This is a genomic window from Streptomyces sp. NPDC111507, from assembly GCF_055638955.1.
Map to the genome: position 1 here is coordinate 23354 of NZ_JBVKBU010000015.1, position 24576 is coordinate 47929.

The window sequence follows — 24576 nt, forward strand, 5'->3', positions numbered from 1 at the left end:
CCAAGACGGGGGATGCTTGGCGGGCCTGCGGCCAGTGTGGCACGGGGCGGTCAGGCCGCGTCGGTGCCACGCTCCGCGTCGTGGGCCTGGAGGGCTTGCGAGATGGCGCCGACACTGGGGTTCTTGCCCTTGTTCGCGCCTTCGGCGATCCGGAGGTGGGGTTGGATCTGCCGGATGGTGAAGCCCTTGTCGCGCAGGGCCACAGCTTGGATGGTCAGGGCCTCCGTCATGACGGGCTTGCGTCCGCCGACCCGGCCGCGCTTGCGTGCGGCCTCGAGGCCGTCCTTCGTCTTCTTCACGATGTCCCGGCGCCGGTCCTCGGCGAGCGCGAGTGCGAGGTCGATGATGAAGGACCGCTCCTTGTGCTCGCCGGCTGCGATGCCTTCGAGCACCTTGACGGCGATGCCCCGCTCGAAGAGGTCGTTCAGGACGATGAGTCCTTCGAGGAGGTTGCGGCCGAGGCGGTCGACTTCCTGGACGCAGAGCATGTCGCCTTCGCGGACGTACTCGACGGCGGCCATGAGGGCGGGGCGGTCCTCGGCGAGGAGTTTGCCGGACACCTTCTCTTCGAAGACCTTGAGGCAGATCGGTTCGAGGGCGTCGCGCTGTCGCTGGGTGTTCTGTTTGTCGGTGCTGACTCGGACGAGGCCGACCAGGGCCATGCGTCTCCCCCTTCGTTCATCAAACGGTTCGCTGACTATCTGAACGGTAGCAGATAGATGAACGAGTTGATGAACAACCGGTCCTGCGGGGACGGGAGTTCGGCAGTGATCGCGTTCAGATTCACGTCCCGACCGATTGATGAACAGCCAATCGCGGTGAGGGCAGTCTCGCTTGACGGCATCGCTAGCCTCCGAGCATGACCAAGTACATGGGCCCGGCCGTCCTTCTCGTCAGCGACGGCCGCCAGTTCGACACCGCAGCCGCCCTCACCAAGGACTCGTCAGGGTCGTGGCGCGGAACGCTCACCTTCCATGACCAGGCGCTCGTGCCAGTGTTGCTGAACATCGATGACGGCCATGTCCTCGTTGACGGGCAGCCTGGCGAGTTCATCCGCCCCGACAGGTCGGACTGGACCGTCAACGCCAGCAGTCCTTTCGTCATCCGCATCCTGGGTAGCGGCAACGCCCCGTTCTGACACGCCAGAGCGCCCCCGCTCCCCACCGCAGCAGCAGCGAGGAGCGGGGGCGCTATCGTTGAACCTTCATGTTTCGTCACGGTTTCATCACCGCGCCTCCATGCCCCTTACAGATTCCCCACCTGCCCCGTTACGGTCATCCCTCACGAACCATCCCTGGGGGGACACATGTCGCAGAATCAGCAGCCGCCGTCCGGGCCCGCTTGGGGCCAGGTGCCGCCGCCTCCGATGCCGCCGCAGCCGACCGGCCGCCCGAAGTGGGCGCGCAAGCGGGTCGCCATCCCCGTCGCCCTGGTCATCCTGTTCATCGGCGTCGGCATCGGCTCCTCCGGCAGCGACCAGAAGACGACCGCCAGCGACAAGCCGGCGCCGCGCGTCACCGTCACCGAGACCGCCAAGGGCAACGCCAAGGCGGAGCCAGCCCCGACGGTGACCGTCACGAAGACCGCGAAGCCTGCCGCCGCGAAGGCGACGCCGAAGAAGGCGGACGACGCGGGGGCCCCTGCCGGGAAGGCCGTGTTCAAGGTGTGGGGATCCGCCCCGTCCGGCACGGACATCACCTACGGCAGCGACACCGACAACATCCAGGGCCACGGCCTGCCGATGACGAAGACGCTCACATTGAAAGACGACGCGATGTACTTCGCCGTCACCGCCCAACTCCAGGGCGGCGGCGACATCCACTGCTCGGTGACCGTCGACGGGAAGACGAAGAGCGGGCACGCGGCCGGCGGATACAACATCTGCTCCGCGCAGCTGAGCAGCGACTTCCTCGGCGGCTGGAGCTAGGCACGACAGAACGCCCCCGCTCCCCCGTCGACGGGCAGGAGGAGCGGGGGCGTTGCGCTTCGGCCGTATTCGTCCTGTCACGGATCGGCTACACCACTTACCTCACGCTCACCTTCGCTCTAGCGTGATCTGTCACATGTGAGACCTCTGGGGGGAATTGTGCGTTCACGCATCATCGCCGTCACCGTGCTGGCCGTCGCTGCGGCCGGACTTGTGGCCTGCGATCCGGCGGACACCACGTCGAAGGCGTCAGGGACGCCGACCGCCGCGACCAGCGCCCCGACCGGGAAGTCACCGAAGGCGGCCGGCGCGGCAGCCACCAGCAAGACCGTGCGGAACTTCGTCGGCATGGGCTTGCAGTCCGCCCAAGACGCGGCGCAGGCAGACGGGTTCTACAGCCTGAAGTCCCACGACTCGCTGGGCCGCGACCGGATGCAGGCGTTCGACCGGAACTGGAAGGTGTGCTCCCAGAACGTGGCCGCCGGGAAGACGGTGTCGACGGACACGACCCTCGACTTCGGCAGCGTGAAGCTCGAGGAGGAGTGCCCGTCCACGGACGAGAAGGCGCCCTCTGCGGCAGGCGGGAAGATGCCGGACTTCAGGGGGAAGTCGATGAAGGCGGCGCGGGCGGCGCTCGATTCGAGCACGTCGATCGACGTGAAGGATGCGTCGGCCCAGTCGCGGTTCGTGCTGGTTGAGAGCAACTGGCAGGTCTGCACGCAGTCGCCGTCGGCTGGCACGGCGTTGAGTGGGCAGCCGGTCGCGTTCACTGTGGTCAAGTTCGGGGAGAGCTGCCCGTAGGGACAGCGGAACGCCCCCGCCACTACCCCGGGAAGGGGCAGGGCGGGGGCGTTCTGCTGCGGTCATTCGCCGTCGACGAACGGCGGCAGGTCGGGTTCGAGGAACGGGTTGTTCGACGGTGCCGGTATCGGCTGCGGGTCGATGCGGCCCATCTGCTCGAGCGACCGAGTGTCGGCCGCAGTGTCGTCGCGGCGGGGCTCCCGCGGGACGAGGTCAGGCATTCGCACTCCAGTTCTCACACGTCGATGGAGTCGAGGTAGGGGCGGGCCCGGTCGGGGATGGACCGCGGGATGGGCGTCTTCAGTCCGGCTGTGCGGATCGTGTGGACGAGACTGCGCCGGTCGACGACGAGCCACGAGATCGCGGCGCCCTGCCCGGTGATCTGCTCCTGCTGCTCCCCCTGTCTCGTCTCCAGCCGCTTGATCTCCTTGTCCATGCGGTCGGTCACCGTCGTGAAGTCGTCGCGGCGCTCCTGCGGTTTCGTGCGCTTCGCTGACCGTGCGGCCCATGCTGCGAGGCCCCCCGTTGCCACCGTTCCGAGGATCGAGGCGATGGCGTTAACGTCAAACATAGGGAGGCTCTTCTCTCTTGGGCCTTGGAGGCTCCCCCCAGCCGGCCACAACCATGATTCCGATCGCGAGGCCGCCATACAGCGCCGACGCGATCCACCCTCTGGGAAATCCGCCCTGCCACCAGGCCACCAGGTAACTGAAGATCCACGGCGTCACGATCAGGGACAGGGCGAAGAACCCGAACCGGTCGCTGCCCTGCGGCATCCACGCGGACACGATCGCCACCAGTCCGGCCGTGATCCACAGCCAGCCCCATACCACCAACGGCACCCGGTCCAGCAGTAGGTGCAGGCCGCGCTGGTCCGGCTGTGGGGACGTGATCTGCCCGTAGCCGATCAGTCCCCACACCGTGCCGAACGACAGCAGGAAGGCCCCCCGGCGGCCCAGCGCGCGTGCGAGCCGCTGGGCCACGCGGCGCGGCACCTACACGCTCCTCGGCGGAGTGCTGGCGGGGGCTGTCGGGGAGGCCGGGGATACCTGGCCGCGGGTCAGGAAGACGAGGATGGCGACGACGAGCGCGTTCACCGAACCGACCGTTTCCGGTGCCACGTTGAAGTGGAAGGCGGCCAGCAGGGCGACGACGACGGCGACGAGGCCGGTGAACGCGGACGGCGTCACGGGCCGCGTGATGGCGGCGGTGATCGCTGCGAACACGCCGGAGATGACGGCGACGATCGCGCCCGCCTGCTCCGACGAGAGGCCGACGTTGAACGTGACCAGCAGCGACAGGGCCGCCGAGACGATGCCGAGGACGACGGCCGGTTCTCTTCCAAAGAGCTTCATGAGTTTCTCGCTTCTTTCGGGTCAGTCGGTGACGGTGAAGCCGTGGCCGTTGCCGAGCTTCGTGAGGGAGGCCTTGCCCGGGATGCCGTCAGCGGCACTGCCGCTGTAGCCGTAGCGCACCTGCAGCGCCCTGTACGCGGAAACGGTCTTCGTGCCGAAACTGCCGTCGACGTACTGGGACGCGAGGAGCTTCTCAGCGGCGAGCGCCCGCTCGACGAGCAGGACTTCCGCCTTATAGCTGGCGTGCCCCTGCGCCGCCGCCGGGTCATGCCGCGCGGCGTAGATGACGTGTGCGAGGGAGACCTTCGGCTTCGCCGGCGTGGGCGGCTTCGGAGGGGTGACCGGAGTGGCCACCTTGCCCGGGACCTTTGCGACATCGATCGCGCCAGGATCTCCATGGTCGTTGCCCGGAACATCGGCGTGCGCGAAGTAGCCGCCGTCCCCCTGCCATACCGTCCGCGACCGCGAGTGCGATCCACCCGGGTAGGCCGGGGGCGGGCCAGCAGGCCAGACGCGGGGAACACCCCACGAGTCGGCTGCGGCGAGCAGCTTCTGATATCCGGGCTTCTTCGCTGGATCCCATCCGTTGGTCCACGGCTGCGCTGCCCGGCCGAGGACTTCCCACTGGATGCAGACGCGGCCTTCGCGGTTGGTGCGCCGGGTGCCGTCATTCTTGAGGGCGCGGGCGGACTGGTTGAGAGGTCCGAACTGTCCGATGCGGTCGGTGACCGGGCAGTAGATGATCTGCGGCTCGGAAGCAACCCGGACCAGGTAGGAGCCGACGGACTCCAGGTAGGAGCCGCCTGCCGGGGATTCGGTGGTGTGCTCGACGACGCGGGGCGGGTTCTCCGGGTGGTCCATGGCGCCGCCGATGCTGCCGTCGCCGATGCGGATGGCGCCGTCGATCCAGACGGTTCCGCTGGTCGTCGTGGCTGTGAGCGTCCGCGTGGGCGCGGCGGTGGCACCTGCGGGGTCCGGAACGCGCGATGTGAACGTCTCGATGCCGGTGGGCTGGTACCAGTCGAGATTGCCGTCCTCGCGCAGGACGAAGAAGGAGCCCGGTGTCCGCGGATGCTCCTTGACGAAGCGCGGTACGTCCTCGACTCCAGCCAGGGCGCGGACGATGTCGACGTGATCCTGGTCGACCACTCCGCAGTAGGTGACGGCCTGGTCGGGGTGGACGATCGCGGCGTGATAGGTAGTCATCACAGTCCCTTCGCGGTGAGCCACGCATGGGCGGCATTGGCCATGGCGGCGTCGACCGAGGCGGGCGTGGGAGTAGGCGTCGGTGTCGGGGTGGGCGCCGGGGAGGAGAGCGGCACGAAGAACGTGGCGTCGCCCTGCTCGTCGAGGAGCCGCCCCCAGTCGTCCCAGCTGAAGGAGAAGCAGCCGTTCAGTCCCCAGTCCGGGCCCCACGAGTTGCGGGCCCAGACGAGCTTGTTGACGGCGTCGATGCCGTACACGCAGAACTCGTGACCGCCCCGAATCGACCCGGAGATCTTCACGCGGCCCTTGGAGTCGGGGTTGTCGAATCCCTCGTACCAGCCGACGCCGGTGATGCCCGGAAGCAAGGCCAGCGCCTTCAGGGCTGCGTCGAGGGACAGGGCGTGCTGGTATCCGGCGTTCAGCCCGGCCTTCTGTGCGGCCTTCGCAGCGGCGAGCCCGGTGGAGCCGGTGTCGTCGGGCGGGTAGGAGCCCCTGATGTTGTCGAGCTTCGTGGCCGCGCTGTACAGGGCGAGGCCCTGCTGATTGTCGATGTCGACGTCCAGAGTGGGGCGGGCCGCCACGGTGGTGGGGATCGCGCCGTAGAACGGGTCGGCGGAGACGCACGCCTCGGTGCCGAACCCGGTACAGGCACCCTTGTCGCCCTGGTTGAGGACGGGCGCGTTCACCGCGTGTGTGACGCTCGTGTAGGTGCCGGGGAGGAGATCCTCGGACAGGGCGTAGGCGCGGGAGCGTTCGTCGTGCTCGACGTGCCGGCCGAGCCTGCCGCCGGCGTCGCTGGGGTGCTCTTCGATGTGACGGGTGACGATCACGGCCATGCGGGTTCCCCTCACGACGGGCCTTTACCTTGGAATCGTAGCCCCAACCCCGCCATTCACCTATGAATCACAGGTAAGCTGTGGGTGGGTTCTCTGCTCAGAGGGCCTGCGGCAGGGGTGTGCATCTGTGCGGGTCGCACCCCTGCCGCGCCAAAACCCGCACCCACCCGCACACGCACCCGCACAGGAGCGCACCCATGGCCCGCCTGCAGATCCTGCAACTCCCCAAAGGCGCCGGAGATGACCGGCCGCCATTCGCCCTCGTCATCGACCAGTACGAAGGCGTCGACGTAACGCCAGGCATCGCGCAGGAGTCACGACTCATCCAGTACCAGGGCATGGCCGACCAGATCGGCGCCCGCACCGTCCTCGTCTTCCAAGAGACCGTCGACATCCCCGCCAACGGCGGGAGTAGCGCCGCCGTTTCGGCCGACTCTGGGCGCCATTGCGGGGAACACGACGGACCTTGCTTCCCCGAGCCCGGCGCCACGTGCGTAGCCCACGGCGACGAGCGGTGCCCGTACTGCCATCGCAACCCCGCCGACTGCGCGACGGGCGGCAACTGCGGGACGTGGGCCAGGACCGGGATGCACTGGGACACCTGCGCAAACCGGGTACACGGGCCGCTGGCCCCCGAGGTCTCGGATGATCACGGGATCACCCAGATCGTTTACGCGCACGAGCGAACCCGGTTGGACCTGTGCAACACCCTTCTCCTCCCCGGCGATACGACATGGCGGCAGATCATCAAGCAGGTTGCAGCGCAACAGAAGACGGTCGCCGCCTGGAGTTCGCAGTGACCGCCCCCTGCCCGCGCCCGGAGTGCGGCGGCGAAGTCCACACCGACGGCCGGAGCAACCCCATCCAATGCCCGGCCCGCCCCCACGCGGCAGGTGCGCTGACCGTGCAGGACGAGAGCGCGCCGACGCTGTACTTCGACGGCCCCGTCGAGGAGTTCACGCTCACGCCGTTCAGCGCCTCGAGCCTCACCATTCCTGGCGAGGACGGCCGCACGCCGCTCGTCACCATCCACCCGAACGGCGAGCTGGAGTACGGACCCAACTACACGCCCGACGAGGCCGCCCGCCGCTTCTGGGACGCGCTCCGCCGCCTTGCACCAGCGCGCTGCCCCAACTGCGGACACGTCGGAATGGAGACGCCGTGATCTCCAACCTCGTTCTGTCCATCCTGTTCGCCCTGGTAACCATCGCGGGTATCGCGAACAGCATTGCCGCCAGCCGCTACGCCCGCGAAGCCAAGGCCGCCGCCGAGAGGTCTGCCGCCGCCGCACGCCGCGCCGAAGCCGCCCGTTCCCGGGGTGATGCCGCGCGCGAGGTCGTGGCGAAACTCAGCGAGGAACAGCAGCAGTCGGAGCCGGGGCGCCTCACCTACGAGCAACTCCTGCCCCTCGCCGCCGCCATCCGGCGCCGCGAGACCACCGAGCACGGCATCCTCCTGCCGCCATGGCCGAGCTGCCTCACCTGCGGACAGACACCGACCGACCTCATCGTCCGCAACGACCACCCGGCGCAATTCCTCGAAGACCGGGTCGCGTTCGGCTTCCGACCCTGCGGCCACAACTTCACCGCCGACGCCGCCGACCTGTACCGCGCAACGGAGTAGCCGTGAACACTGCCATCGCCATCACCGCGATCATCGCCGCCGTCGCCCTGCTGAACAGCGGCATCACCGCCCTGCGCGACGTCGCCAAGGCGAAACACCAGGCCTGCCCGCCCGGTCTCGCCGTCGCCCACTGCACCGTCGAGCAATGCGCCACCACAGGCACACTCGCCAACCCGGGCGGCGACTGGACGCGCGACGACAAGGGCCGCCACTTCTGCCCAGCCCACCCGGCCGCCACCTCTTGCCGGATCTGCGGTCGCAACAAGGGCACCAACACGATCATCTGCGGGCCCTGCGCACGCGGCGAAGACAAGGAGAACAGCGCATGAGCGTCTACGGAGTCAGCGGAGGACAGGGTTTCATCGGCTCCTACGTGAGGCGTGAACTCCTCGCGCGCGGCCACGAGGTCGTCGTCTTCGACCGCCACCCCCACACTGAGATGGCGCCCGGAGAGACGTTCTTTCTCGGCGACATCCGCGACGAGACTTCCGTCGTCGAGCTTGCCGCGCACGTCGAGGGCATTATCCACCTCGCCGCGGTACTCGGCACGCAGGAGACGATCGGGAACCCGCGGCCGTCCGCCGACACCAACATCCGCGGCAGTCTCAACGTGTTCGAGGCGGCCAACCAGTACGGTCTCCCTGCCGTCTATGCAGGTGTAGGGAACTCCTGGATGCGGGACCACGGCACCGGCTCGTACACGATCAGCAAGTCGGCGGCCGAGGACTACGCGCGGATGTTCAACGCATACCGCGGGGGCAAGGTGGCGATCGTCCGCCCCGTCAACGCCTACGGTCCCGGGCAGTCGGTCGCCGCGCCTTACGGCACCTCGAAGGTCCGCAAGATCGCGCCTTCGTTCGCCTGCCGCGCGCTCACCGGCGCCCCCATCGAGGTCTACGGGGACGGCACCCAGATCAGCGACTGCGTGTACGTCGCCGACGTCGCCCGCGCGTTCGTGCAGGCCCTGGAGCACACGGCCGCGCACGGGCCCACCGAGCGCCCCGTGGAGGTCGGCCCGCTCACCTCGGTCACCGTCAACGACATCGCCCGCCTCGTCGCCGAGTACGCGGCGAAGGTCACCGACCGGGAGCCCGTCGGCATCACGCACCTGCCGATGCGGCCCGGCGAGGTTCCGAACGCGGTCGTCTCCTCGGACACGTCCACGCTCGCCCAGATCGGCCTCGACGCCGCCGACTTCGTGCCGCTCGACGAGGGCATCCAGCGGACCGTCGACTACTACGCCACGGCGTGGCTGCCGGACTATCTGGCGGCCTGACGTGCGCATCCACATGTGGTCGGCCGACGAGGCAGGTTCCGGCTTCTACCGCGCGATCCTGCCCGGCATGAGCCTGCAATGGCTCGGCCACGCCGTCTCCGGCGGCATGCGGCTGCCCGAGGACTGGCCCGCCCTGGACGCGGTCGTCGGCTGCCGGGTCGCCAAACCGGAGCCGTCACAGATGTGGCGGATCCTGAAAGACGAGGGGAAGAGGTTGATTCTCGACGTCGACGACGACTATTTCCACCTTGACCCCGTCAATACGGCGGCCGTCCAGACGTGGGACCGCGAGATGCGGCAGCGTCTCGCCGACAACATGGCGCTCGCCGACCTCGTAACCTGCTGCTCCGAACCGTTGTCCGCCGTCCTTCGCGACTACGCGGCCGACGTCCGGGTGATCCCGAACGGCCTGCCCGCCCAGTACCTCGGCACGCCCCGCGACTACGAGGCAGCCGACCGGCCGCTGTTCGTCGGCTGGGCGGGCACCTCGTCCACCGTCGCCGAACTCCCCGAGGCAGTGCGGGCGCTGAACCGGATCGCCCAGTACCCGCGGGCCGGCGGTGTGCAGGTCCGGGTCGTCGGGATCAGCCCCGAGCACGCCATGAGCCTCGGGCTGCGGGGCCGGCGGATCGGCGCGCTGGGTTGGGTGCAGCGGCACGAGCACTACATGCAGGCGGTGAGCGAGTTCGACGTGTGGGTGGCGCCGTACCGGGACATCCCGTTCAACCGGGCGAAGTTCGCGACGAAGTTCCTGGAGGCGTCGATCCTCGGGATCCCGTTGATCGCGTCGGACATTGAGCCGTACCGGCGGGTGATCCGGCACGGGGAGAACGGGTTCCTTGTCCGGCATGAGCACGAGTGGGGGCGCCTGCTGAAGCGGCTTGTCGACGATCCGGAGCTGCGGCAGCGGATCGGGATGACGGCTCGCGGGGAAGCCTCGGGGTCGATCCTCCAGGCGATCAACGGGCAGTGGGAGGCGGCGCTCAAGGCGCCCGCCAAAGAGAGGACAGCAGCATGATTGACGGCCGCCGCGTGATCGCCTGGACCCCCTACGGGAGGGTCAGGACGTACTCGATCCTGATCAAGTACCTGGAGCGTGACGTCCGCCGCGGCCTCGTCGACGAGGTCTGGGCATTCATGAATACCGACCCGACGGGTCAGGAAGGCGACGTCGCCTACGCTCACGAGCTCGACGAGCAGTTCGAGTGGTTCAAGCTGAAGCACCGGCCGGAGGGCGTCAGCCTCGGCCACCTACCCAAACAGAGGTATACGGGCCTCGCCTACCGGTACATGATCGACCCTGATGCGATCTACCTGAGGCTAGACGATGACGTCGTCTACCTGCACGAAGACGCGATCGAGAACCTGGTGCGCGCCCGCATTGAGATGCCCGCGCCGATCGCCGTGTTCCCGATCATCATCAACAACGCGATCTGCTCCCACTTCCTCCAGCTGTGCGGGAAGATCCCGATGGAGTGGGGCGAGGTCAAGGCGTACTGCATGGACCCCACCGGCTGGGCCAACGGGCCGTTCGCCGTCAAGCTCCACCAGATGCTCATGGATCACATCGAGGCGGGCACCGTCGAGGATCTCTACCTCTACCAGGACTTCCCGTTGCAGCCCGGCACCCAGTTCTCCGTCTCCTGCTTCGCGAGCCTGGGCAGCACGTATGCCGGACTTCCTCACGGGCCGGGCATCCTCGTCCCCGACGAGGAAGAGAGCTTCCACACCATCCACCACCCGGTGTCGACCGGTGTGCCGAACATCCTCCGCGGCAACGCCGTAGTCGCGCACTGGAGCTTCTTCCCTCAGCATCCGTTCCTCAACAACACGACCCTCCTGGACCGGTACCGGGAACTCGCAGACAAGGCGGTGGCGTAGATGGGCCAGCAGATCAGTGTGGAGGACGCGCTCGCCGCGTTCCGGGAGCAGTACGGCAAGGCCGTCGATGAGAACGTCCTCCTCCGCGCCCAGGTCGCCGGCCTGGAACGGCAGCTCGCCGCCGCCCAGGAGGAGAACGCTGGCCCTGAGTGGGGTGCTCCTGAGTCGCCGGTGGGCGGCGGCCCGGATCTGGCCGCGCAGCCGCCGTACCCGAAGGACGGCCGGGGCTAGGGCCTTTTGGCGTCTCCTAGGCGATGCGTTCGGCGTAGTAGCCGAGGCAGGTCAGGGTGTTGGAGGCGTTGGCGGTACCCCATGTGGCGGTGAGGCAGATCTGTTGGCTGGCGGTGGAGTCGCGGGTTCCTGGGGTGGTGCCGTCGAGAATGGTGGCGGGGGAGACGATGGGGGGGCCGCCGGTGACGCTCCAGCCTTCGACGGTGAGTAGCGATCCCTGGAAGCTGCCGCTGGCGCCGGTGGCGAGGCAGACGACTTCGCCGACGCACTGCCAGGCGCGGGTGCTGGCTCCGGCGGCGCCTGCGGTGCGGGTCTGGCTTTGCGCCATCTGGTAGCCGCCGGTTCCGCCGATCTTCCATTTCCAGTTCATGGTGGGTGTTGTTGCGGCTGCGGCGGAGATGGTGCCCCAGGCTTTGATGCGGTAGACGGCGCCGACGACGGCGTCGTTTGCGGGGACGGTCATGGAGGCGATCACGGTCTCGGTGACGGTGTTCGCGACGATGGTCTGTGCGCTGAGCTGGTTGCGGTACAGGGTGGTGCCGTTGACGAGTTTGAGGTCGCCGCCGATGGTGGTGTTTCCGGTGACGGCGAGGGTGCTGCTGGCGGTGACGGCGCCGTCGACGATGAGGGCGTCGTTGGTGCGCATCACGTTGGCGGCGTTGCGGAAGAGGTTGACGTCTGCGCCGATGGTGAGCTGCGCGCTGGAGGCGAGTTTCAGGTTGGAGCCAAATGTCGAGCTGCTGTTGGGGATCTCGACCCAGGAGGCGGACGCCGGGCTCGTGCCGTTGGAGAAGAACGTCGAGTAGGCGGTGTCGGACTGGGCGATCGGCTTGCCCGAGTACGGGGTCGCGGGCCGGGTGCTGGACGTCACGACTTGGAAGCCTGCGGCGGCGTCGACGCGATCCCAGTTCTGGCCGATGTCCTGGGTGTAGTTGACCAGCTCGGACCCGTCCGACTTGGACTTGTAGAGGGCCAACCTGGTGGTGGACGGATCAGGCACGAGGAGCACCCCTTCCGGCTCGGGACAGTTCCCGCGCCTCGTCGTCGGTGAGTTTGCCGCGTAGTGCCCGCCGGTTCAGGTCGACCTCGCGTGCTCTGCCAGCCACCCCGGTTGGGGTGATGCCGTGTTCGGCGCGGATCCGGTCGAGCGGGTCGGGCCCCTTACTTGGAGGGTGCACGCGGCCTCGGGTTCGTTTGGCGTGGGCGACCCGGGCGAGGTGAGCTTCCCGGGCGTGCTTGATCGTCGGCGCGTTGAACAGGTCGGTGGGCACCAGTTGCCCTTTCCGGGCCACCCCGTTGGAGGCGAGTGCGGGTGAGAGCATGCCTTGCGCGGCTGCCGCGTCCTCGATCTCTCCGCCGGGTGAGTGGACGAACTGTTCGTGCAGCACGATGTCGAGGAGGCCCTCGATGTCGGCGGGGTCGAATCCGAACTCTGCGGCCCGCTGTACCAGGCTGACCTTGGGGAAAACGTAGGCGTGCTTCGAGCCGTCGGGGCGCGTCATGACGACTGCCCAGCACTCGATGTGCGGGTTGGGAAAGTAGGTTTCGACGCTTTCGACGGTGAAGTCCACGGCTGCCTTTCAGACTCGGAATGACCAGAAGTAGACGCCGCCAGCCCCGTTCAGGGCAGGGCTGACGGTGACGGTGAAACCGGTGGTGGAGTTCTGGCTAAGGCAGTCGGAGTGGACGATGTCGTCCTCGACGGTGCACACCATTCGCGTGATCGACGCGCGTGTGGCGCCGTAGCCGACGGCTAGGGATGTCGCTCCGGAGAAGCCGACGCGGCCCATCATCAGGCCCTGCGTCGCTCCGAGGTCTGAATAGTCTTCCCATCGGCCATAGTGGCGCGTTTGGCCACCACTCATGAAGTAGATTTGGTTTGTGGCCGACGTGGAATTGTCGAAGCCCACCCAAGCGAAGTTGGCGTCACCGTAGAACTTCCCACCGCTTGGGAAATTTGCGTTCACCTGGTTGATGTCCGCGTAGACGCTGCCGCCGTCTACCCCGCCGCGGTTGAACCCGGCTAGGAGCGATGCTGTTTGCGCCCACACGTAGCCGCCTCGGCGAGTCTGGTCATCTGCGCGGATGACGGCCAGTTGCGCCGCACCGGTGCCGAGGTAGTTGCGGGAGATGACCTGTGTGCCGGTACCGTCGTCGTAGGGCGACGAGTTCATGCCGAGATTGACGTCGGTGCCTGAAGAGGTGGCGTTGATGTAGCCGTAGTCCGTGCCGGTGTTGGCGTACCAGCGGATCTCTGGCAGGTAGGTCGACGTGGGGTTGATCTCGATGCGCTTTCCGGAGGTGCCGGATTTGAGCTGGCCGATGATGGATACGGATCCGTCGGCGGCGGCGATGGCGACGGTCTGATCCCCGGCGGCGTTCCATGCGCCGATGCCGCCGGAGTTGAGCTCGACACGGGAGCCGGTGTCGCTCGTCTTGATGCGGGCACCGACAATGAAGTCGGCGTTGATCGTCCCGGCGGTGACCTTGGAGACGGTCAGGTCGGAGATGTGCGCGTCGTCGATAAGGAGCGCGGTCGCCGTCGCCGCGTCAGACGGGCCCGACTTGTTGCCCGTTTTGTCGACCGCGACGCACCGGACGTATCGTGCGCTCGTCTCCTCGACCTGCACGGTGAAAACCACCGGGATCTGCGCCTGGATCATCCCCGCGTTGGCGACCGCCTTGCCTTTCAGGGTGGTCGTGTCCGGGGTGAACGTCGGCTCATAGGAGACGTGGACTTCCAGGTGGTCCAGGTCGCTTTCCAGGTTGAAGGTGCCGCCGCTCGACTTGCCGAGCTGATGGGTGATCTGCACGGCGATCCGGCTGCCCGCCACCGACGGGGCGGCCGGAGTCGACGGCGGCAGGTTGTCCGAGGAGGCGACGAAGGTCGTGGTGCCGCTCCACGCCCCCGTGTTGCCGGACTTGTCGACGGCGCGGATCTGCAGGTCGTAGCCGATGCCCGGCGACAGGTCCGTCAACTGCGTGGTGGTGTCGCCCCATGCCGCGTACACGGTCAGCCACTTGCCGGTGGGCGCGGCGAACGGCTGCCGCCACAACTGGAGATCCGCCCACCGGACGACAGACAGCTGCGACCAGGTCGCCGGATAGATCATGTCCGTGTCGACGGCGTACCGGATCTCGTAGTGGTCGCCGTCCAAGACGGTGGACCCGTCGACGTTCAACGGCGCGTTCCAGGAGACGATCGTCCGCGCCCGGGTGAAACCACGCCCATCGAGATAGGCGGCACCGGAGAACGGGGTCACAAACGCAGGCACGCCGGGAACGCTGGTGTCGGCGTTCGGCCTGGATCCGACCGGTTCCGTCGACGAATTGGTGAGCTGCCGGGAGAAGTCCCCGACCGTCACCGTGTTGGTGCCGTCCGTCTCCCACTCGACGTACTGGGTGAGGTCCGTCCACACCCCTGCCGCAGACCGGTAGGCGACCGTGTACCCCTTGGTGACAGCCCACGACGTTTCGGTGACCTGCAACTTGATCGGATTGATCCGCAACCCACGGAACGTGATCTCGGTCGACGTGTCCACGAGCCCGGAGTCCGGGTCGTACACCCACACCCGGTCACCCACCACAAACGAGCCGTGGACGTCGTAGTCCGTCGTGGACAAGGTGAGCGCGTTCCGGGTGGAGATGAACTGCGACAACGCCAGCTGGGCACGGACGCTGGCGTTCGCGGTCGCCGTATCCGACTCCGACACCAGGCGGGTCAGCTTGAGCGCGTTGCCGTGGATGTCCTTGTACGGGGTGGCTGGGGTGATGTCCGCGCTGCCCGTGGCGATGCTGGAACCGTCGCCCTCGGCGAGGAGCACGACGCGGGTCGAGTAGTCCTCGACGTCCCGGGTGACATCCATCGAGCCGGGCAGAGCCCGCAGCGCCATGTCCTCGCCCGAGCCCACCGCCATGATCACGCACGTTGGGTTGGTGACGAACAGGTTACTGTCGGGTCCCGCATCCAGCGTTCCGTTGCCGTTGACCCGCCACGACACCGGGATGCTGGTGGTCGACATGGTGTCGCACACGTAGCCGATAGCCGTGCGCGGCGACTCGAAGAGATGCTTACCCGTGTACTGGCCGGCGACGCTGTAGATCGTGCCCGCCGTGACCGCGCCGGCGCCGCTCGCCGGTAGCAGCATGTTGATCGTGGCCGCGAAGGTGGCACTCGCCGGGGTGACAGCGTTCTCGTAGACCGACCCCTTGCCGTCCTCGTCGCCCAACCAGAACGCCATGCCGACGCCGCCGACAGAGAGGTCGTCTTGGGGGGCGTTGGTGCGACCGTCGTCGCCGATCGTCCGCCTGCGGAGGACGCCGACGTAGCGGGCGGTGGTCAGCAGGTTGTCGCCGTACTGCAGCGGGTCCAGCCGCCCGGGAACGATCGCGACGTGCCCAAAATAGTCGAGGGCGTCGAGGACGTCCCGGGGCGTCCCAGGCTGGAGTTTGATCTCCCACGAGCCGAGCGCTTTGAGAACCTCTTGGACGGCCATCCGTCTACCTCCTCACGCCGTAGACGGCTTCCGGCATGGAAGCGACGTACTGATTCCGCAGGTCAGTGGCGGCATCCCCGGAGGCGACCGGCAGGCGTAGGCGAACCTCGTCCACGACGATCACATCGGTGACGGGAGGGAAGTTCGCCACCGTCGGCGCGATCGTCGCGGTCACAGCGTTGGCGGGCGCGGTGACGGTGCCGTCGTAAAAGGTGTACGTGTTCGCGGTGAGCGCGTTCGTGAGGGTGCTCGTCGACAGGTAGGCGGAGGCGACGTCGAACCAGTTGATGTTCAGGTCGACGTTGCGGGCGGTGGCGCAGCGGATCCACGCGGTTGCCCGGTAGATGGTGCCCGCGGTGACGGCCATGGGGACAGACTCGATGCTCGGGAACTGGGCCACCCCGTTCGGAGTGAACTGGGCAGCCCCCGTGCCGACTTTGACCGGGGTGGTGACGCGGACTGCGGCGCCGCCGTTGGCGTTCCAGCCGGTCAGGTTGGTGTCGAAGTCCGGGTTGCCGTTGAGGGTGACGCCGCCATTGCCGGTGGCGGAGGCGCCGAGCCAGAAGTCCAGGTTGGTCGTCGTCGCCTTCTGGACGCCGCCGTTGGCATTGGCGGTGAAAGTACGTGCGCTGCCGCAGGCGAACCGGTTGCCGTCGGCGTCGTCGTTGGTCGCGGTGAGGTAGCCCTGCGCCGAAGTGTCCGCGAAGGCTTCCGCGGTGTTCAGGCGGACCTTCAGCTGGTCGGCTTGGGTGCCGCGCTGCATGTAGCCCTCGACGATCCGGGACCCGCGGCGCAGCGTCAGGTCGAGCGTGAGACGACCGGGGCTGAGGCTCTTCGTCAGGCGGAGAATCGCCATCTCGGGGTCGTTGCGCAGGAGCGTGGCGCCGTCCCACGCCGTGACGAGGTTGGTGGAGGTGTAGAACACGCCCCACTGCTTCGACCGGTAGGCGCCGCCCGTGTAGGACTGGACGTCGAGGGTGCCGCCTCCGACAGCCGACCAGGTCACGTTGATCAGGCCGTTAGTCAGGGACCAGCCGGTTGCGGCAAGGGGGACGTCGACGCCGTACACTTCCTGCCCGCCCGTCGTAGTGACGCGCACCCGACCGGCCAGGTAGGCGGTCGGAAGGCAGCCCCAGCGCGGGGAGGTGTTGGCGGGCACGGTGCGGTAGACGGTAATGGTGCCGTCGGCGCCGGTGCGGGTCATCACGGTCGGGTTGGTGGCGCCGGTGTAGTAGCCGTAGTGGCCGATCGGCGGTGCATGCCAGCGCTCCCCGGCAAGGGCGAAGTCGTTGAGGCGGACCGCGCCGGTGAGCCGCGATTGGAGGTCGGTTTCGGCGTCGGAACCGACCCGGTCCAGGCCGACCTTCCAGTCCGCGGTGACCTGCTCGTTCAGGTATTCGGTGTAGGTGCTGCTCGCCGACGTGACCGTGTAGTAGCCGTTGCGCTCCGGCTTGTCGGTGAACGTCACCGGGATGACCTGGCCCATGGTCAGGGAGTTGATGCCGTCATGCCGGGCGATGACCTGCGCGCGGGTGAGAGGCGGATACGACTCCTGCCCCTCCAAGGCAAGGGAGCGACTGTCACCCCCCGCCTCGGTGGCGGCGAACGTCTCCCTCAGGGGGATGCGGCCGAGTTGGATGTCGCCCCAGTTGAACAGGCCCATCAGGCACGGCTCCTGTCATAGCTGCGGATGGACTTGACCATGGCCGGAGCGATGGTGTCCGTGAACCGCCGCAGTTCACTCGGCGATGGAATCGTCGTGGTCTGCACCGTGAGTTGGATGTGGTAGTTGTCGCCCGCCGCGCCCTTGGTGCCGTTGACGAGTGCCTCGAACATGGCGGTCTGGCGCGGGTCGAGGATCCGCTCCGGGCGGCCCGTGTTGTTGATGGCCATCGTCGCGCCCTTGGCGAGCAGTCCGCCGGAGTCGAACTTCGCGGCCGGCCCGAATCCCCAGCGGGACGTGAACAGGCCGTCGTTGTAGCCGCGGGCGCCCTTGCCCATGTGGACGCCTGCGCCGCCGGACGACTCGACGTTCATCCCGGCCAAGGTTCCGGCGGTGTGGCCGACGCCCGCGTTCGTGATGCCGATCATGAAGGGGCTGTTCAGGTTGCGGACCCAGCCGGACGGGCCGCTGCTGCCTGAGAACGCTCCCGTCGCCCATCGACGGTGCGGGCGCTCCCCGCGGATCACGGACTCGATGGCGCTCATCAGACCGCTGCAGTCCCAGCTGGGGTTCCCGTTTCCGGCCCACTGATAGGGCAGCCCGTTCTGGGTCTTCACCCAGGCCAACGCCCGCTGCACGGCCGGGCCGCCGACCGCCTTCTTGTCCTCGGTGCCGAACCAGCCGAGCATTCCGTCGACGCCCTTGTTGACGAGGCCGCGCATCAGGTTGCCGATCCCTGAGCCGGGGATCTGGTTGATGAGCGGCCGGACGAGCGCGGAGAGAGCCTTCTGGGCGGCTGCCTTCAGCCCACCAAGGACGAGGTCTTTGGTCCACGATGCGGCGGAGCTGATTGCCCCGCCGATCGAGCTAGTGACCTTCCCGATGATGCCGCCGCCCGCGAAACCTTGGCTGGCCTGCTGGCGTTTGCGTTCCTGCTGGCTGGTCGGGTTGCCGCCGGTCTTGGTGGGGTGGTCTTTGCCGAGCATGGCGTCGATGCCGCGGTGCCCGCCGAGGGCTGCTACCTGCTGGTTGGAGAGGATGCGTTCGCCGGGGGTGAGCATGGCGGGCACGGTGTCCTTGTTGCCCGCCCCGGGGACGACGCCGCCCTTGTTGAAGCCGAGGCTGATCGACGGAAGCGTGATCTTCGAGCTGATCTTTCCGGCGATCGAGTTCCACATTTTGCGGATGCCGTTGTTGTAGACCGTCCCGACAACGAACTTGACCGGTGAGGCGATCTTCGATTTCACGCCGTCCCAGATGGTTCCCAGGCTGTCGCGGAGGGTCGAGAACGCGGTCTTCATCCCGGACTTGAAGGTGTTGATCTTCCCGTTGATCGTGGAAAAGATCGACGACAGTTTGTCCCGGGCCCCGTTCCAGAGGTTGTTCCATGTGTTCGTGATGCCGTTCTTCAGGTCGGTGACGCCGTTCTTCACGGTCGTCCACGCCCCGGAGATCGCCGACTTGAGGCCGGTCCAGAAGCTGTCCCACTTCGTGCGGGCCTTATCCCAGAGGCTGTTCCACGTCGTCACGACCCAGTTCTTCAGATCCGTAAAGATCTTCTTGGTGCCGGTCCACAGCGACGTGAACCAGCCGATGATCGCCCGCACCAGATCCGGGATGATGCTGTGCCCGACCAGCGTGTCGTACAGCCACTGGAAGCCCTTGACGATCTCCTTCAGGACCCATGCCGCGCCATCGGCCAGATTCTTCAGCCAGCCGATCACCGTCGTGATCACCGGAATCAGGATGTTGATCGCACCCGCCAGAACACCCGACAGCAACTGAGCCAGGCCGACGATCAGCGGCATCATCGGCATGACCGCCTGCGTCGCCAGGCCCACAAGCGCCGTGATCAGCTGGCCGAGTGACGGGATCAGAGGCGTCAGCGCCGTCAGCAACTGCGGAAAGATCGGCGCCAACTGGCTCAGGAACTGCCCCAGCATCTGAACCGCTGGCAGCAGCGCGGCGAAGATCGGCACGAGGGCCTGGGCAAGCGTGGCGACGAACGGGACCAGTGCGTCGAGCAGCGTTTTGATGAACGGGGCGATCGCCTGGATGACTTTCGCCAGCAGGTCGCCAATCGGCTGGAGGAGCGGCATGACCGCCCGCACGAGGCCAACGAGTACACCGCCGACGTCCTTCACCACGGGCAGCAGCGCCTCGATGATCGGCATCAGGGCCTTGCCCAGCGCCCCGGCGAGGTCGGCGAGGACCGGGCCGAACTTCTCGGCGAGCTCCGTCACCACGGGCGCGAGCGCGGCGAGCAGCGGCAGCGCCGCCTGGATGACCGAGCCGAGGGTTCCCGCCACCAACTTCGCGATTGCGTTAACCGCGGTGAAGATGCTCGTAAGGGCCTTCTGGACCTCGGGCATTGCTGTGATCCGGCGCAGTTCCGAGAACACCGACCCGAGGGTGCCCAGCGCGTCGCCGCCGCCCGCCGCCGCGGCCTTGAAGATGTTGCCGAGCGTGGCGAACGCGTCCGCGAGGAGCTTCCCGAACTGCTTGGCAATGCCGACAGCAGTGTTGATGGCGTCCGCCATCCGGCCGCTCTTGAAGGCGTCGCCGAGCTTCTGGCTGATGCTGTCGGCGACCCCGCCCGCCGCAGTGGTCAGCCGCTTGAACGCCGGAGAGGCTGCGACGGAGATCTGCGTGAGGCCGGTGATGAACTGCCCGGGGATCCGCGTCAGCGGCTTCAGCCCGTCGTTCAGGCCGGCGAACATCTGCTTCAGCATGCCGGTCTTGCCGAGCTCGGTGACTGCGCCTGCGGCGTTCTTCGCGACCCCGTTGAGGATGGTGGCGGTGCCTGTCAGGCCGGTCGTGAGGGACGGCAGGATGGCCGTCGACATGGTCGTGAACGTCTGCCCGAGCCCGGCGAACAGGGCGTTCTGTACGTCGAGTTTCAGTCCGCGCCAGGCTTCGCGCTGAGCGAGGACCGCGTTGACGAAGGCCTGCGCGTTCGGTGCCAGCTTCGCCATGGCGTCGGCAACCTTGTTCGTTGCCGTCGCGCCGGACGTCTGGGCGTCAGCCAGGGCGCGGGCTGCGTCGGCGACTGCGGCCTGCGCGTCGGCGATCTGCCGGGCCCCGTCGACAGCCGCCTTGCGGGCAGCTTCGCGAGCATCGGATAGATCCCGCTCAGCCTTGGCGATCTTCTGGACGCCGTCGACCTGCTGCCGCGCCGCCTCAATCTCGGCATCCTTCAACGACTGGGTCTTGTCCTTGACCGTCTGGTTCGCGTCGGCGATGTTCTGCTTGGCCTTCGTGACCTTGTCGCTACCCTCGACGCCCGCCTTGTTCGCGGCATCAGCCTGGCCCTGCAACCGCTTCGTCTCAGTCTGCTGCTCCTGGAGGGCCTGCACCGCCTGGTCGTACTGCAACTGCGCCTTGGCGAGCTCCTCGGCAGTAGCGGCAGCACCCTTGGCTTTGACCGCGGCCAAGTTCTGTTCGGCGTCCTGGAGGTTGAGAACGTCCTGGCGTTGGCTGAGCTGGGCGTCCGCAAGCCGGTTGTTGAGGTCTTCCAGCTCCATGGCCGCGTCTTTACGGGCCTGCGTGAGGTCCAACTGTGCCTGCCTGGCGGCGCGCTGCGCGGCAGTCAGGTCCCGCTCCGCGCTGGCGACAGACTCGGCCGCCCGCCGGTTCGCGTCGGCGACATCCGACACGGTGTTCTTCAGGTTGAGCTGGGCGTCCTGGATCTGCCGAGCCGCCTGCACACGGGCCGCAGCGGCAGCCACTTCGGCATCCTTCACACCCTGCTGCGCCTTAGCGAGGGACCGCTGCGCGTTCTCAACCTGCCGGATGCTCTTGGTTGCCGCGCCCCCGCTGGAGACCGCCGGCGCGAACGCCGCCTTGAAAGCGTCACCAATCCCCGACGTGCCGATCTTGATGGCGGCGAACGCGGCACCGAGTGACAGGACAGCGGGGGCGGCCACGGCCGCAGCGGGCCCCATCTGGGTGATCGCCTGCCCCAGGGACGCCAGGGTGGGCAGTGCGCCGATAGCGATGCTGGTGAGGCTGGTCAGGCTGGAGACGAGCCCGCCAAGGCCTCCCCCTCCGCCCCCGAGGCTGGACAGTGCGGACCGGTCGACGTCGACGCGCACGTTGGCGTGGCGGTCGCGAGTCAGGGCGTCGAGGCGGGCTCGTGCGGCGGCGTCATTGAGGTTGACGCCAACGGTCATGTCCCGTCGGCGGGTCAGGTTCGCGAGGGAGTCAGCTGCGACGCGGGTGTCGACGTCGACACCGATACGGACCTGCCGCCGCTGGATCAGGTTCCGGATCTCAGCCGCGGCGACTCGGGTGTCGACGCTTGCGCGGATGTTGACGACGCGCTCAGCGGTGAGCCGGTCCAGTTGGGCCTGGACGCGGCGGAGCGCCGTGTCGTTCATCTTCGGCGTGACGGCGACGTCGAGGTCCCGCAGGCGGAGGCGGGACAGCGCCGTTTCGTCGACCTTGATCCTGGCGGTGATGATGCGTTCACGGGCGAGGCGGTCCAACTTCGCGAGGGCGGCCCGATCGTCGAGGTCGATGCCGACCTTGATCCGCTGATCCTTGGACTTCAGCCGATCCATGGCGCGGTCGTAGGCGGATTCGTCGGCCGTAACCTCGACGTATCCCTCGGCGATCCTGAAGCTACCCGCCACCTGCGCTTCCTCCGCTCACGATTCCGGGGAACATGACCCGGAACGCCGTCAGCGAGACCTCGCGGTTCTCGCCGCCGCCCTGCCGTGGTGGCGGGGCTTCGTGTGTGCGGGTTGTGGTGCTGTCGTTGGGCTGCGGGTTGCGCTGCTCTTCCACTCGGGCCGCCATCACGCCTTCGTAGGCGGTCAGCCGGTGCGCCAGCGCGAAATACCGGCGGGCGCTGATCTCGTCTTGCTCAAGGTCGAGACCGTAGATTGCGAGGAAGTCGGCGTCGATGTCGTCCTGGTGGTCGAGGACCCACAGGAGTTCTCCAGCGCGTTCGACGATGGCCTGCGCGAAGTCGGGCTCGCGAATGCGGTCGAAGGCCCGAATCCACGAGGCGGCGTCTACCGCTTCGCTTTTCCCCCCTGCTTCCTGCCCAGGGCGAGGTCGAGAACCTTATTGATGATCCATTCCATCTGGTCCTCATCCAGCGCCTTGGACTCCTCCAGCGCCAGGTAGGCATCCTCGCCCAGCACGCGGATGAGGAGCGGTGCGGTCGCCACCTCCTGGCCGTGCTGGCGGGCCTCGCGCAGGTACTGCAGAGCAACGCCGGGCGCGATCTTCTTGGGGATCGTGTACTCGTCGTCGCCGATGTAGAAGAGGGGGACGCGCTCCTCTTCGGTCTCGTCGTTGGCGGCGATCCGGATCGGCTCGAACTCCTCCTCGACGGCCGAGACGGGCTTGGCTGCGGCCCGCTTGCGGGCTGCGGTGCTCTGACGTGTGGTGGGTGCCATGGGTGGTGCTCCTCGATGCATGCAGGGGTGGGCGTCGGCTAGGTGGTCTGATCCACGATGTGGATGGGGCTGATCGACGCGGACACGTAGTGGCCGGAGAACTTGACGCCGAAGAGGGTCTGCTTGTCCTTCGTGTAGCCGACCTCGACGGCGTCGGTGGACAGCACCTTGCGGACGATGACGCGCCGGTTGAAGGCCCCGCCGGGGGCCCAGCCGTCGAACAGGAGCGCCTTGTACGTGGGCTGGGTGGCGCTCGACGCGAACGACGGCTCGAAGGACGCGTATCCGGCGGCGGATGCCGACGTGCCACCGTTCAGGGCGAGGCTGAGGTTCGACAGCGTGACCTCGGCCATCGACGTCTCGACGGTAAAGTCGCGCTTCGTCAGGCGGCTGCCGACGCGGTCGACGACCTGATCGACCTCCAGCTCCGTGTACGACTGGTCGATGGTCAGCTTGACGCCGCCCTGGGTGCCGCCAACGTCCGCCCACGACGAGGCCGCCGGGGTCGTGTTGACGGCAGCATCGGCCGGCTCGGTGGCGCCGAAGGCCCCGCTGTAGAGCGTGGCCGGCCCCTGTACGAGGTTGGTTGCGGTGACCGCCAAGGGTCAGCCCTCCTTGGTTGCGGCCGGCGAGGCGGCCTTCTTGGTGATGGCCGGCGCGGTTGCTGCGGCCTGCTCGGTGTGGTTGACGAGGATGAGGCCGTCCCGCTTGAGGTCGGCGTATTCGGCGTCATCGACGTCGATCGCCTGGTCGGGGCGCATGGTCGTCGTGATGGTGTGGGTCACCGGAACTGCTCCTTGGTCAGCGGCCAGGTCACCGCGGCGAGCTGGGGGTGGTAGCGGATCGGCAGGGTCTGCTCGGGCGGAATGTCGCGGGGGCAGGGGATGACGCGGACGTCGCCGGTGAACAGGAACTCCATCTCACCGGGGTTGTCGTGGACGAGGATGCGGCCATGCCACGTGAAGAGGTCCCGGCTCACGGTGCCCTGGAGGGCGTAGCGGTTCATGACGGCACCTCCACCCACGAGATCGCCAGCCCGGGAATGGAGTAGCGGGCGTAGGAGGACGGGTCGTCGGGGATCCGCCGCGGGTCTCCCGTGACGTAGGCGGACCGGACCTGCGCAGCCGGGTAGCCACCGGGCAGAGTGACGGTCTGGGCGATCGCCCTGTGGTCCTGGCAGGCCGCCACGATCGCCTCTGCGAGCATCGCAGCCTTGTTCCACGGCGGCTTCTGCGACTGCGGGTTCACAGCCCAGCAGTCCACGCCGATCACTGGTTCCCGTAGCGGCACGTAGGCGTTGGGGGTGCCGCCAGCGGTGACGAGAGTGCAGAACCCAGACGCCGCCCAGCTGGAGTTGTCCTTCGGCAGGGTGGTGGCGACGCAGTCTCCGACCACGGTCTTGAGCCAGGCTTCGGCGACGAGTTCGGGGGTGGCGCGCAGGCGGAGGCTCACGGCGTCCTCCGCTGATACAGGGCGGGCCGCAGGTAGGGAAACGGCGGGGTGCCGGGATGGTTGACCTTCGCGACAGGATGGTCGGCGCCGGGCCAGTGCAAGGCTTTCTTGTTCCGCGGCAGGATAACGTGCGGTGCGGTGCCCATTTCGACGTCTGTCGCGTAGTTGCAGTCCAGCGAGCCAACCCGCAAAACCTTGTCGTGGACTTCGGCGCGGAGGCTGTCGCGGAGCCGTCCGGTGCGCTTGTGGACGAGGTGCTGGGCGTCGCCGAGGATGGCGCGGCCGATGGTCTCGTCGAGCCACCGGTTGATGGCGGCGTCGACGTGCGTGCGCGCGGAAGGGTCGATCCGCACACCGGATCGCGCCATGGCCGCCTCCTCTCCGAAGGTGGTCTCGTACTCGGCCTACCGGTCTCCCCGGC

Annotated in this window: 30 protein-coding genes; 11 read left to right on the forward strand and 19 right to left on the reverse strand. The window is 67.7% G+C overall.

Annotated features, from left to right (window positions below; translation table 11 throughout):
* Positions 1-50: 50 nt before the first annotated feature.
* Complete coding sequence (locus ACZ7M2_RS39720) at positions 51-662, reverse strand: recombinase family protein (RefSeq protein ID WP_471599434.1); 612 nt, start codon at positions 660-662, stop codon at positions 51-53.
* A gap of 197 nt (positions 663-859) precedes the next feature.
* Between ACZ7M2_RS39720 and ACZ7M2_RS39725 the strand changes: the two genes are divergently transcribed.
* The 3 genes from ACZ7M2_RS39725 to ACZ7M2_RS39735 all read left to right on the forward strand — a co-directional run bounded on the left by ACZ7M2_RS39725 (position 860) and on the right by ACZ7M2_RS39735 (position 2728).
* A complete protein-coding gene (locus tag ACZ7M2_RS39725; RefSeq protein WP_471599435.1) occupies positions 860-1138 on the forward strand; it encodes a hypothetical protein in 279 nt (92 codons plus the stop codon).
* A 168-nt stretch (positions 1139-1306) separates the two neighbouring features.
* Positions 1307-1927, forward strand: coding sequence for a hypothetical protein (locus tag ACZ7M2_RS39730; protein ID WP_471599436.1), 621 nt, complete (start codon positions 1307-1309; stop codon positions 1925-1927).
* A 186-nt stretch (positions 1928-2113) separates the two neighbouring features.
* A complete protein-coding gene (locus ACZ7M2_RS39735; RefSeq protein WP_471599437.1) occupies positions 2114-2728 on the forward strand; it encodes a hypothetical protein in 615 nt (204 codons plus the stop codon).
* A 62-nt stretch (positions 2729-2790) separates the two neighbouring features.
* Here ACZ7M2_RS39735 and ACZ7M2_RS39740 read toward each other — a convergent pair whose 3' ends face one another.
* From ACZ7M2_RS39740 to ACZ7M2_RS39765, 6 genes are read right to left on the reverse strand one after another with little or no spacing between them, the layout of a single operon-like run.
* Positions 2791-2949 carry a hypothetical protein gene (locus ACZ7M2_RS39740; protein WP_471599438.1) on the reverse strand — a complete coding sequence of 53 codons (159 nt, stop codon included), beginning with the start codon at positions 2947-2949 and terminating at the stop codon, positions 2791-2793.
* A gap of 14 nt (positions 2950-2963) precedes the next feature.
* On the reverse strand, positions 2964-3299 hold the full coding sequence (locus tag ACZ7M2_RS39745; RefSeq protein WP_471599439.1) for a hypothetical protein: 336 nt from the start codon (positions 3297-3299) through the stop codon (positions 2964-2966).
* Positions 3292-3723: a hypothetical protein gene (locus tag ACZ7M2_RS39750; RefSeq protein ID WP_471599440.1), complete on the reverse strand. Its 432-nt coding sequence runs from the start codon at positions 3721-3723 to the stop codon at positions 3292-3294. Before ACZ7M2_RS39750 ends, ACZ7M2_RS39745 begins: the two co-directional genes overlap by 8 nt.
* On the reverse strand, positions 3724-4083 hold the full coding sequence (locus ACZ7M2_RS39755; protein WP_471599441.1) for a hypothetical protein: 360 nt from the start codon (positions 4081-4083) through the stop codon (positions 3724-3726).
* A gap of 21 nt (positions 4084-4104) precedes the next feature.
* Positions 4105-5289: a peptidoglycan-binding domain-containing protein gene (locus ACZ7M2_RS39760; protein WP_471599442.1), complete on the reverse strand. Its 1185-nt coding sequence runs from the start codon at positions 5287-5289 to the stop codon at positions 4105-4107.
* Entirely contained in the window at positions 5289-6125 is an 837-nt protein-coding gene (locus ACZ7M2_RS39765; RefSeq protein WP_471599443.1) for a hypothetical protein, read from the reverse strand. Before ACZ7M2_RS39765 ends, ACZ7M2_RS39760 begins: the two co-directional genes overlap by 1 nt.
* Positions 6126-6322: 197 nt before the next feature.
* Here ACZ7M2_RS39765 and ACZ7M2_RS39770 point away from each other — a divergent pair, with 197 nt between their 5' ends.
* From ACZ7M2_RS39770 to ACZ7M2_RS39805, 8 genes are read left to right on the forward strand one after another with little or no spacing between them, the layout of a single operon-like run.
* Positions 6323-6925, forward strand: coding sequence for a hypothetical protein (locus ACZ7M2_RS39770; protein ID WP_471599444.1), 603 nt, complete (start codon positions 6323-6325; stop codon positions 6923-6925).
* Positions 6922-7290 carry a hypothetical protein gene (locus ACZ7M2_RS39775; protein WP_471599445.1) on the forward strand — a complete coding sequence of 123 codons (369 nt, stop codon included), beginning with the start codon at positions 6922-6924 and terminating at the stop codon, positions 7288-7290. Before ACZ7M2_RS39770 ends, ACZ7M2_RS39775 begins: the two co-directional genes overlap by 4 nt.
* Positions 7287-7748, forward strand: a complete 462-nt coding sequence (locus ACZ7M2_RS39780) for a hypothetical protein (protein WP_471599446.1) — start codon at positions 7287-7289, stop codon at positions 7746-7748. Before ACZ7M2_RS39775 ends, ACZ7M2_RS39780 begins: the two co-directional genes overlap by 4 nt.
* A gap of 2 nt (positions 7749-7750) precedes the next feature.
* Positions 7751-8077, forward strand: coding sequence for a hypothetical protein (locus ACZ7M2_RS39785; RefSeq protein ID WP_471599447.1), 327 nt, complete (start codon positions 7751-7753; stop codon positions 8075-8077).
* Entirely contained in the window at positions 8074-9024 is a 951-nt protein-coding gene (locus ACZ7M2_RS39790; protein ID WP_471599448.1) for an NAD-dependent epimerase/dehydratase family protein, read from the forward strand. The genes ACZ7M2_RS39785 and ACZ7M2_RS39790 overlap by 4 nt, the downstream gene beginning before the upstream one ends.
* Before the next feature lies 1 nt (position 9025).
* The gene (locus ACZ7M2_RS39795; protein WP_471599449.1) at positions 9026-10042 is read left to right on the forward strand and encodes a glycosyltransferase family 4 protein; all 1017 of its coding nucleotides are present in this window, start codon (positions 9026-9028) and stop codon (positions 10040-10042) included.
* Positions 10039-10905 (forward strand): hypothetical protein, encoded by an 867-nt coding sequence (locus tag ACZ7M2_RS39800; RefSeq protein WP_471599450.1) that lies wholly within the window; start codon positions 10039-10041, stop codon positions 10903-10905. The genes ACZ7M2_RS39795 and ACZ7M2_RS39800 overlap by 4 nt, the downstream gene beginning before the upstream one ends.
* Positions 10906-11136, forward strand: a complete 231-nt coding sequence (locus ACZ7M2_RS39805) for a hypothetical protein (protein WP_471599451.1) — start codon at positions 10906-10908, stop codon at positions 11134-11136. It abuts the gene before it with no gap.
* Between the two features lie 16 nt (positions 11137-11152).
* Here ACZ7M2_RS39805 and ACZ7M2_RS39810 read toward each other — a convergent pair whose 3' ends face one another.
* The 12 genes from ACZ7M2_RS39810 to ACZ7M2_RS39865 form a co-directional block, all read right to left on the reverse strand.
* Entirely contained in the window at positions 11153-12136 is a 984-nt protein-coding gene (locus ACZ7M2_RS39810; RefSeq protein WP_471599452.1) for a hypothetical protein, read from the reverse strand.
* On the reverse strand, positions 12129-12707 hold the full coding sequence (locus ACZ7M2_RS39815; RefSeq protein WP_471599453.1) for a hypothetical protein: 579 nt from the start codon (positions 12705-12707) through the stop codon (positions 12129-12131). Before ACZ7M2_RS39815 ends, ACZ7M2_RS39810 begins: the two co-directional genes overlap by 8 nt.
* Before the next feature lie 9 nt (positions 12708-12716).
* Positions 12717-15632: a phage tail protein gene (locus ACZ7M2_RS39820; protein ID WP_471599454.1), complete on the reverse strand. Its 2916-nt coding sequence runs from the start codon at positions 15630-15632 to the stop codon at positions 12717-12719.
* A gap of 4 nt (positions 15633-15636) precedes the next feature.
* The gene (locus ACZ7M2_RS39825) at positions 15637-17295 is read right to left on the reverse strand and encodes a hypothetical protein (RefSeq protein ID WP_471599455.1); all 1659 of its coding nucleotides are present in this window, start codon (positions 17293-17295) and stop codon (positions 15637-15639) included.
* The gene (locus ACZ7M2_RS39830) at positions 17295-21929 is read right to left on the reverse strand and encodes a hypothetical protein (RefSeq protein WP_471599456.1); all 4635 of its coding nucleotides are present in this window, start codon (positions 21927-21929) and stop codon (positions 17295-17297) included. Before ACZ7M2_RS39830 ends, ACZ7M2_RS39825 begins: the two co-directional genes overlap by 1 nt.
* On the reverse strand, positions 21919-22095 hold the full coding sequence (locus tag ACZ7M2_RS39835; RefSeq protein ID WP_471599457.1) for a hypothetical protein: 177 nt from the start codon (positions 22093-22095) through the stop codon (positions 21919-21921). Before ACZ7M2_RS39835 ends, ACZ7M2_RS39830 begins: the two co-directional genes overlap by 11 nt.
* A gap of 218 nt (positions 22096-22313) precedes the next feature.
* Complete coding sequence (locus ACZ7M2_RS39840; RefSeq protein WP_471599458.1) at positions 22314-22703, reverse strand: hypothetical protein; 390 nt, start codon at positions 22701-22703, stop codon at positions 22314-22316.
* Positions 22704-22741: 38 nt separating this feature from the next.
* On the reverse strand, positions 22742-23305 hold the full coding sequence (locus tag ACZ7M2_RS39845; protein ID WP_471599459.1) for a phage tail tube protein: 564 nt from the start codon (positions 23303-23305) through the stop codon (positions 22742-22744).
* A gap of 3 nt (positions 23306-23308) precedes the next feature.
* On the reverse strand, positions 23309-23488 hold the full coding sequence (locus ACZ7M2_RS39850; protein WP_471599460.1) for a hypothetical protein: 180 nt from the start codon (positions 23486-23488) through the stop codon (positions 23309-23311).
* The gene (locus tag ACZ7M2_RS39855) at positions 23485-23709 is read right to left on the reverse strand and encodes a hypothetical protein (protein ID WP_471599461.1); all 225 of its coding nucleotides are present in this window, start codon (positions 23707-23709) and stop codon (positions 23485-23487) included. The genes ACZ7M2_RS39850 and ACZ7M2_RS39855 overlap by 4 nt, the downstream gene beginning before the upstream one ends.
* Entirely contained in the window at positions 23706-24155 is a 450-nt protein-coding gene (locus tag ACZ7M2_RS39860) for a hypothetical protein (protein WP_471599462.1), read from the reverse strand. The genes ACZ7M2_RS39855 and ACZ7M2_RS39860 overlap by 4 nt, the downstream gene beginning before the upstream one ends.
* Positions 24152-24523, reverse strand: coding sequence for a hypothetical protein (locus tag ACZ7M2_RS39865; RefSeq protein ID WP_471599463.1), 372 nt, complete (start codon positions 24521-24523; stop codon positions 24152-24154). The genes ACZ7M2_RS39860 and ACZ7M2_RS39865 overlap by 4 nt, the downstream gene beginning before the upstream one ends.
* Between the last annotated feature and the right edge of the window lie 53 nt (positions 24524-24576).

What these genes read in the sequence shown, in the direction of transcription:
- ACZ7M2_RS39760 (WP_471599442.1), bottom strand. Translation starts at nt 5,289, where the DNA reads ATGACTACCTATCACGCCGCGATCGTCCACCCCGACCAGGCCGTCACC.
- ACZ7M2_RS39765 (WP_471599443.1), bottom strand. Translation starts at nt 6,125, where the DNA reads ATGGCCGTGATCGTCACCCGTCACATCGAAGAGCACCCCAGCGACGCC.
- ACZ7M2_RS39740 (WP_471599438.1), bottom strand. Translation starts at nt 2,949, where the DNA reads ATGCCTGACCTCGTCCCGCGGGAGCCCCGCCGCGACGACACTGCGGCC.
- ACZ7M2_RS39820 (WP_471599454.1), bottom strand. Translation starts at nt 15,632, where the DNA reads ATGGCCGTCCAAGAGGTTCTCAAAGCGCTCGGCTCGTGGGAGATCAAA.
- ACZ7M2_RS39755 (WP_471599441.1), bottom strand. Translation starts at nt 4,083, where the DNA reads ATGAAGCTCTTTGGAAGAGAACCGGCCGTCGTCCTCGGCATCGTCTCG.
- ACZ7M2_RS39855 (WP_471599461.1), bottom strand. Translation starts at nt 23,709, where the DNA reads ATGAACCGCTACGCCCTCCAGGGCACCGTGAGCCGGGACCTCTTCACG.
- ACZ7M2_RS39805 (WP_471599451.1), top strand. Translation starts at nt 10,906, where the DNA reads ATGGGCCAGCAGATCAGTGTGGAGGACGCGCTCGCCGCGTTCCGGGAG.
- ACZ7M2_RS39800 (WP_471599450.1), top strand. Translation starts at nt 10,039, where the DNA reads ATGATTGACGGCCGCCGCGTGATCGCCTGGACCCCCTACGGGAGGGTC.
- ACZ7M2_RS39825 (WP_471599455.1), bottom strand. Translation starts at nt 17,295, where the DNA reads ATGGGCCTGTTCAACTGGGGCGACATCCAACTCGGCCGCATCCCCCTG.
- ACZ7M2_RS39770 (WP_471599444.1), top strand. Translation starts at nt 6,323, where the DNA reads ATGGCCCGCCTGCAGATCCTGCAACTCCCCAAAGGCGCCGGAGATGAC.
- ACZ7M2_RS39720 (WP_471599434.1), bottom strand. Translation starts at nt 662, where the DNA reads ATGGCCCTGGTCGGCCTCGTCCGAGTCAGCACCGACAAACAGAACACC.
- ACZ7M2_RS39745 (WP_471599439.1), bottom strand. Translation starts at nt 3,299, where the DNA reads ATGTTTGACGTTAACGCCATCGCCTCGATCCTCGGAACGGTGGCAACG.
- ACZ7M2_RS39790 (WP_471599448.1), top strand. Translation starts at nt 8,074, where the DNA reads ATGAGCGTCTACGGAGTCAGCGGAGGACAGGGTTTCATCGGCTCCTAC.
- ACZ7M2_RS39865 (WP_471599463.1), bottom strand. Translation starts at nt 24,523, where the DNA reads ATGGCGCGATCCGGTGTGCGGATCGACCCTTCCGCGCGCACGCACGTC.
- ACZ7M2_RS39725 (WP_471599435.1), top strand. Translation starts at nt 860, where the DNA reads ATGACCAAGTACATGGGCCCGGCCGTCCTTCTCGTCAGCGACGGCCGC.
- ACZ7M2_RS39840 (WP_471599458.1), bottom strand. Translation starts at nt 22,703, where the DNA reads ATGGCACCCACCACACGTCAGAGCACCGCAGCCCGCAAGCGGGCCGCA.
- ACZ7M2_RS39730 (WP_471599436.1), top strand. Translation starts at nt 1,307, where the DNA reads ATGTCGCAGAATCAGCAGCCGCCGTCCGGGCCCGCTTGGGGCCAGGTG.
- ACZ7M2_RS39835 (WP_471599457.1), bottom strand. Translation starts at nt 22,095, where the DNA reads ATGGCGGCCCGAGTGGAAGAGCAGCGCAACCCGCAGCCCAACGACAGC.